At 63.9% G+C, this 6,598-nt stretch carries 6 protein-coding genes; 4 read left to right on the top strand and 2 right to left on the bottom strand.

Features of this window, described 5'->3' with window-relative positions:
- The coding region (locus Q1V78_RS08135) for an ATP-binding cassette domain-containing protein (protein ID WP_300613445.1) at positions 1-326 on the bottom strand (326 nt) is incomplete at its 3' end.
- Between the two features lie 43 nt (positions 327-369).
- On the bottom strand, positions 370-2,100 hold the full coding sequence (mptB, locus tag Q1V78_RS08130) for a polyprenol phosphomannose-dependent alpha 1,6 mannosyltransferase MptB (protein ID WP_300613444.1): 1,731 nt from the start codon (positions 2,098-2,100) through the stop codon (positions 370-372).
- A 127-nt stretch (positions 2,101-2,227) separates the two neighbouring features.
- Between mptB and Q1V78_RS08125 the strand changes: the two genes are divergently transcribed.
- From Q1V78_RS08125 to sufC, 4 genes are read left to right on the top strand one after another with little or no spacing between them, the layout of a single operon-like run.
- Entirely contained in the window at positions 2,228-2,899 is a 672-nt protein-coding gene (locus tag Q1V78_RS08125; protein ID WP_300613442.1) for a metalloregulator ArsR/SmtB family transcription factor, read from the top strand.
- A gap of 7 nt (positions 2,900-2,906) precedes the next feature.
- On the top strand, positions 2,907-4,337 hold the full coding sequence (gene sufB / locus Q1V78_RS08120) for a Fe-S cluster assembly protein SufB (protein ID WP_300613440.1): 1,431 nt from the start codon (positions 2,907-2,909) through the stop codon (positions 4,335-4,337).
- 5 nt (positions 4,338-4,342) lie between these two features.
- The gene (sufD, locus tag Q1V78_RS08115) at positions 4,343-5,560 is read left to right on the top strand and encodes a Fe-S cluster assembly protein SufD (protein ID WP_300613438.1); all 1,218 of its coding nucleotides are present in this window, start codon (positions 4,343-4,345) and stop codon (positions 5,558-5,560) included.
- 44 nt (positions 5,561-5,604) lie between these two features.
- Positions 5,605-6,366 carry a Fe-S cluster assembly ATPase SufC gene (sufC, locus tag Q1V78_RS08110; protein WP_070758909.1) on the top strand — a complete coding sequence of 254 codons (762 nt, stop codon included), beginning with the start codon at positions 5,605-5,607 and terminating at the stop codon, positions 6,364-6,366.
- Positions 6,367-6,598 lie beyond the last annotated feature (232 nt).

Here is a 6,598-nt window from a genome sequence, read left to right as displayed (position 1 = left end):
ACCAACTTGAGCATCTCGCCGACCCGGATGCCCGGGTAAGCACCGCCGCCCTGCAGCATCACACCGATGCGGGAGCGCACGGCGTCGGATTCCTTGGCGGGGTCCAGACCGAAGAGCCGGATCTCGCCGACATCCGGGCGGGCGAAGCCTTCGCACATCTCGATGGTCGTGGTTTTGCCCGCGCCGTTCGGGCCCAGTAGCGCCACGATCTCGCCGGGGTAGACCTGGAAATCCAGCCCATCGACGGCGGTGTGGGCGCCAAACTTCTTCACCGCGCCAGTGACCTGGAGCAGTGGTTGGTGTTGAGGGGCCGAAGAGTCCTGCATTTTCACAGCTATTCAGTCTAGCCAGATGACTCTGGCTGGGGGCTCACCGGCTGTTGGGTGTGTCTGCCAGGACGGTCGCGTCCTTGGGACGAGGCAGGGCCAGGGCATTGACATACGCCGGATGCTTCTTGAGGTAGCGCCAGCTGGCGGCGAGTAACACGAGGAAGAGGAGCGCGGACATGGCGTAGATGAAGGCCACCGTCGCCGGCGGCAGCCCGAGCCCACGGGGCAGGATGAAGAAGCTGAAGGCCACCGAGTAGACGATCGTCGCGAAGTGGAAGACCGGTCGGTTGGCCCACGCAGCGAGCGGCAGAATGGCCCAGAGCAGGTACCAGGGGTGGACGACAGGGAAAAAGATCACGAGGAACAGCGTGGCCACCCCGAGCCCTCCCACGGGGTGGATGCGGCCTCGGTAGGAGGCCCACAGCATGCGCACCACCCAGAACGCGCCGATCATGACGCCGAGGAAGCGGAAGACGAACAGCGCGGCGGACTGCTGATCTCCGAGGCCCAGGAGGGCGCCCAGGAAGGAGGACGCCAAACCCGCCAACGTGGACAGGCTCATCCAGCTGATGATTTCTGCTGCCCCGCCCTGGGATGTGATCCAACCGAAGCCCACGCCGGTGATCACGGAGAACAAACTCGCAGTGGCCGCGGCGAGCACCGCGCTGGCCACTCCTGCGCCGATGAGGTGTCGCAGACCCTCGCCCCACCAGCGCGCGATCGCCACTGCGGTGAAGCCGAGGGCCATCAGGGCGGTCACCTTAATCAGGCCCGCGCAGGTGACGATGACCGTACCGGAGAGCATGAGAAGCAGGCGGCTGCTCAATGGTCGCTCGTAATGGTCGGTGCCGCGCAGCACGAACTCCATGCCCACGAGCAGAAAGCCGAGCATGAGCGCCTCGTTGTGGATACCCGCGACGAGGTGGAGCAGCGTCAGCGGGTTCAGCACCCCGAGCCACCAGGCCGTCTGGGGTGCGATGCCGCAGCGCTGGGCGAGTCTGGTCAGCGCCCAGCCGGTGAGCACCAGACCGGTGATGCTCATCAGCCGATGGCCGAAGACCCCCAGCACGATGTTGTTGCCGGTGAGCATGGAGATCACGGCACCATAGCCCAGTGCGACCGGGCCATAGGGGGCAGGGGAGTGCGCCCACATCAAGGGCACGGAACGGGCGAGCGGGTCTTGCACCCCGAGGATGTCCACCGGACCCGCGCTATACGGGTCCAGCCCCTGTGCAGCGATCGCACCCTGGGCGAGGTAGGAATAGATGTCCTGGGTGAACATCGGCGCGGTGATGGCCAAGGGAAGTACCCAGAGGGCGAAGATGCGCCAATAGGTGCGGATGGGCAGGCGGGGGATTTGCCTTCCCCCTGGCCCCAGGACGAAGGCCGCGAGTAGGAGCCAGGCGACAACCAGAAATCCGATTCCGACGAAGACAGTCACGGTGGTGCTGTGCAACATCCGGGCCAATACGTTGATCCCGGGAACGGACCAGAATGGGTTGCCCACCACGGGCATCGCGCCCGCGCCAATACCCCCCAGGGCGATGAGAATGGTGCCGATGGATCCCAGCCACACCGCGATCTGCAGCCGCAGCCGGTAGGCGGGGTTCAGGGGCTCCAACGGCGCGTGGCGGGGAGGCACCCGACCCTCTTGGTGAAGCTGTGCCGAGCGGGAACCGGCCAGGCCGAGCCGGGGCAGCACGTCTAAGTAGCGGCGCCACAGGCTGAAGGGGCCGCGGATCAACGCGTGGCCGGGTCGGTTCGAAGACATGCAACCACGATAATGAAGCCAGCGTTTTTAGGGAACATAGGTTCGCCTTAGTGGACAGGGGGAATTATTTAAGACACACTCGTGTTGTCTAATCATGACGGCCCTCAACGATGAAAGGCGGGTTGATATGGCACCAGTGGAAACCGACACGCGCCGTCGCATCCTGCGCTACGTCTTGAGACATGGACCAGTGAGCGCGACAACCATTAGCGAGGCTTTTGGTTTGAGCGCCGCTGGCGTGAGGCGCCATCTGGACAACATCGTCGCGGATGGGCTCGCGGAGGCTGTTGACGCGCCACGGTCAGGACAGCGTGGGCGACCGGCGAAGCTATTCCGCCTCACTGATGCGGGTCGAGCACAGTTCGGTCATGATTACGACACCCTCGCACTCCTCGCACTGCGTGCCCTGAAAAACTCAGGCGGAGAGGAAGCAGTCGAGGACTTTGCTGCGCAACGCATCAATGATCTGTTGGGGGACATCCCCGAACTTGACGGTGACTACGCAGACGACCGTGATGTGAAGGCCCAGGCCAAGAACATCGCGGAGGCGCTGACCAACCGTGGCTACGCGGCCACCGTGAGCCATGCGGCCGGCGGCGTCCAAATCTGCAGGCACCACTGCCCAATCCAGGACGTGGCGGAGGAGTTCCCCGAGCTGTGCGCTGCAGAGCACCGGGTAGTTGCGGAGCTACTCGGCCAGCACACTCAGCCGCTCGCTACTATCGCGGACGGCAACGGTATCTGTACGACCCATATTCCGCTGACCACCATTACCCCTTCCGCAACGAAGGAAAGCTGAAGAATTTATGACTCAAGCTGCTGACAAACTGCAATCCGATCAGGAAATCATCGACTCGATCGGTGCCTACGGCTACGGTTGGCACGATTCCGACGACGCCGGCGCCAGCGCGCGCCGTGGCCTGAACGAGGACGTCGTCCGGGATATTTCTGCCAAGAAGAACGAGCCGGAGTGGATGCTCGAGCGTCGCCTGAAGGCCCTCGAGATCTTCGACAAGAAGCCCATGCCCACCTGGGGCGCGGACCTGTCTGGCATCGATTTCGACCAGATCAAGTACTTCGTCCGCTCCACCGAGCAGCAGGCGACGAGCTGGGAGGACCTGCCGGAGGACATTAAGAACACCTACGACAAGCTGGGCATCCCAGAGGCGGAACGCCAGCGCCTCGTCGCCGGTGTCGCCGCGCAGTACGAGTCCGAGGTTGTGTACCACCAGATCCGTGAGGACCTGGAGGAGCAGGGCGTAATCTTCGTCGACACCGACACCGCCCTGGAGGAGTACCCGGAGCTGTTCAAGGAGTACTTCGGCTCCGTGATTCCCGCGGGCGATAACAAGTTCTCCGCTCTGAACACCGCCGTATGGTCCGGTGGTTCCTTCATCTACGTGCCACCGGGAGTCCACGTGGACATCCCGCTGCAGGCCTACTTCCGGATCAACACGGAGAACATGGGCCAGTTCGAGCGCACGCTCATCATCGTCGACGAGGACGCCTACGTTCACTACGTCGAGGGCTGCACCGCCCCGATCTACAAGACCGACTCCCTGCACTCCGCAGTGGTCGAGATCATCGTGAAGAAGGGCGGCCGCTGCCGCTACACGACGATCCAGAACTGGTCGAACAACGTCTACAACCTCGTCACGAAGCGCACCAAGTGTGAAGAGGGCGCGACCATGGAGTGGGTCGATGGCAACATCGGCTCCAAGGTCACCATGAAGTACCCGGCCGTGTGGATGACTGGTCCGCACGCCAAGGGCGAGGTCCTGTCCGTCGCCTTCGCGGGCGAGGGCCAGTTCCAGGACACCGGCGCGAAGATGACCCACATGGCGCCGTACACCAGCTCCAACATCGTCTCGAAGTCCGTGGCCCGTTCCGGTGGCCGCGCGGCCTACCGTGGCCTGATCGAGGTTCACCCGAATGCGCACCACTCCGCCTCCCAGGTTGAGTGTGACGCCCTGCTGGTGGACTCCATCTCCCGGTCGGATACATACCCGTACAACGACATCCGCAACGACCACGTCACCTTGGGCCACGAGGCGACCGTCTCCCAGGTCTCCGAGGATCAGCTCTTCTACCTGATGAGCCGCGGTCTCGAGGAGGAAGAGGCGATGGCGATGATTGTTCGTGGCTTCGTGGAGCCCATCGCCAAGGAGCTCCCGATGGAGTACGCGCTTGAGCTCAACCGTCTGATCGAACTGCAAATGGAAGGATCGGTGGGCTAAGCCAGATGACCACCTTGGAAAACGTTCAGAACCAAACCGTCAAGGCGGGAACCGATCACCAGACCAAGGGCGACCGCTTCACCTCCTTCAAGGCCGAGGACTTCGCTATCCCGAAGGGCCGCGACGAGGACTGGCGCTTCACCCCGCTGCGCCGCCTCCGTGGTCTGCACGACGGCACCGCGGAAGCTCCGACGGACGCCAACGTCGTCATCGAGGTGCCGGAAAACGCCGGCGACAACGTCTCCGTGACGAAGGTTGACTCCTCCGACCCGCGCGTCGGTCTGGCCGGCGCACCGGTGGACCGCGCCGCAGCCCAGGCCTGGGAAAACGCCCCGGTCGCGAACTACGTCCAGGTCGCGAAGGACACCGCGCTGACCGAGCCGATCGAGATCACGATCACCGGCCCAGGCGAGGATCAGGTCTCCTACAGCACCCTGGTCGTCGAGCTCGAGCGTCATGCCGAGGCTGTCGTCATCCTGCACTATCAGGGTTCCGGCGCGCACTCCGACAACGTCGAGTTCGTCGTCGGCGACGGCGCGAAGCTGGTCACCGTGGTGCTGGAGGACTGGGAGGACGACGGCGTCCACCTCTCCAACTCCCACATTCAGGCTGGTCGCGACGCCACCGTCCGCCACGCCTACGCGGCATTCGGCGGCGAGATCCTGCGCTCCGTGCCGCACGTGCGTTACACCGCACCGGGTGGCGACGTGGAGATGCTGGGCGTGAACTTCGCCGATGCGAATCAGTACTTCGAGCAGCGCCTGCTCATCGATCACTCCGTCCAGAACTGCCGTTCCAACGTGCTCTACAAGGGTGCTCTGCAGGGCGACCCGGCCGACGCGGATCGCCCGGCGTCCGAGCGTAAGCGCGATGCCCGCACCGTGTGGATCGGCGACGTCCTGATTCGCCCGGAGGCAACCGGGACGGACACCTACGAGACCAATAACAACCTGCTGCTGACCACCGGCGCCCGAGCGGACTCCGTGCCGAACCTGGAGATCCAGACCGGCGAGATCGCAGGTGCTGGCCACGCCGCCACCGTGGGTCGCTTCGATGACGAGCAGATGTATTACCTGCAGGCCAGGGGCATTCCGGAGGCGCAGGCCAAGATGCTCATCGTCCGCGGTTTCTTCACCGACGTGATCCGTCGCATCCCGGTGGAGTCCGTCCGCGAGCACCTGGAAGAGCTCGTCGGCAACGAGCTCGAGCGCACCGTCCTCTAACCCGCTAATCCTCCCAAGAATCTTTCAAAGGAAACATCACTAGTATGAGCACTCTTGAGATCAAGAACCTCCACGCCCAGGTCCTGCCCTCGGACGAGAACGACGAGCCGAAGAAGATCCTCAACGGCGTGAACCTCACCATCAACTCCGGCGAGACCCACGCCATCATGGGGCCGAACGGCTCCGGTAAGTCCACCCTGGCCTACGCCATCAGTGGCCACCCGCGCTACGAGGTCACCGAGGGCGAGGTGCTGCTCGACGGCGTGAACCTCCTCGACCTGGATGTCGATGAGCGTGCCCGCGCAGGCCTGTTCCTGGCGATGCAGTACCCGACCGAGGTGCCGGGCGTGTCCATGGCCAACTTCCTGCGCTCCGCAGCCACCGCCACCCGTGGTGAGGCTCCGAAGCTGCGCGAGTGGGTTAAGGAGGCCCGCGAGGCGATGAAGGAGCTGGACATCGACCCGTCCTTCTCCGAGCGTTCCGTCAACGAGGGCTTCTCCGGTGGCGAGAAGAAGCGCCACGAGGTGCTGCAGCTCGGCCTGCTGAAGCCGAAATTCGCCATCCTGGACGAGACCGACTCCGGCTTGGACGTCGACGCCCTGCGCATCGTCTCTGAGGGCATCAACCGCTACCAGGAGCGCGAGAATGGTGGCGTGCTGATGATCACGCACTACCAGCGCATCCTGAACTACGTGAAGCCGGATCACGTGCACGTCTTCGCCGGTGGCCGCATCGTCACCTCCGGTGGCCCGGAGCTGGCAGAGCAGCTGGAGAACGAGGGCTACGACAAGTTCGTCAACGCCTAAACACGCACCGAAAGTCCCACCCCGCGACCCCCTGGGGTGGGTTTTCAATCCCCGCAGGAATGCTTCAACCGCGTCGCTGCGGATAGAGAAGCGAAGAATCGAAGGTTTTCATGGTTGATACTCATCTCGACACCCAAGCGATCCGACAGGATTTCCCCATCCTTTCCCGCACCGTTCGGGACGGCCAGCCGCTGATCTACCTCGATTCCGGGGCGACCGCGCAGCGTCCCCT

The organism is Corynebacterium sp., from assembly GCF_030152825.1.
Lineage (GTDB): Bacteria > Actinomycetota > Actinomycetes > Mycobacteriales > Mycobacteriaceae > Corynebacterium.
Note: the sequence above shows the minus strand (reverse complement) of the source record. Positions and strands in the feature narration are given on the sequence as shown.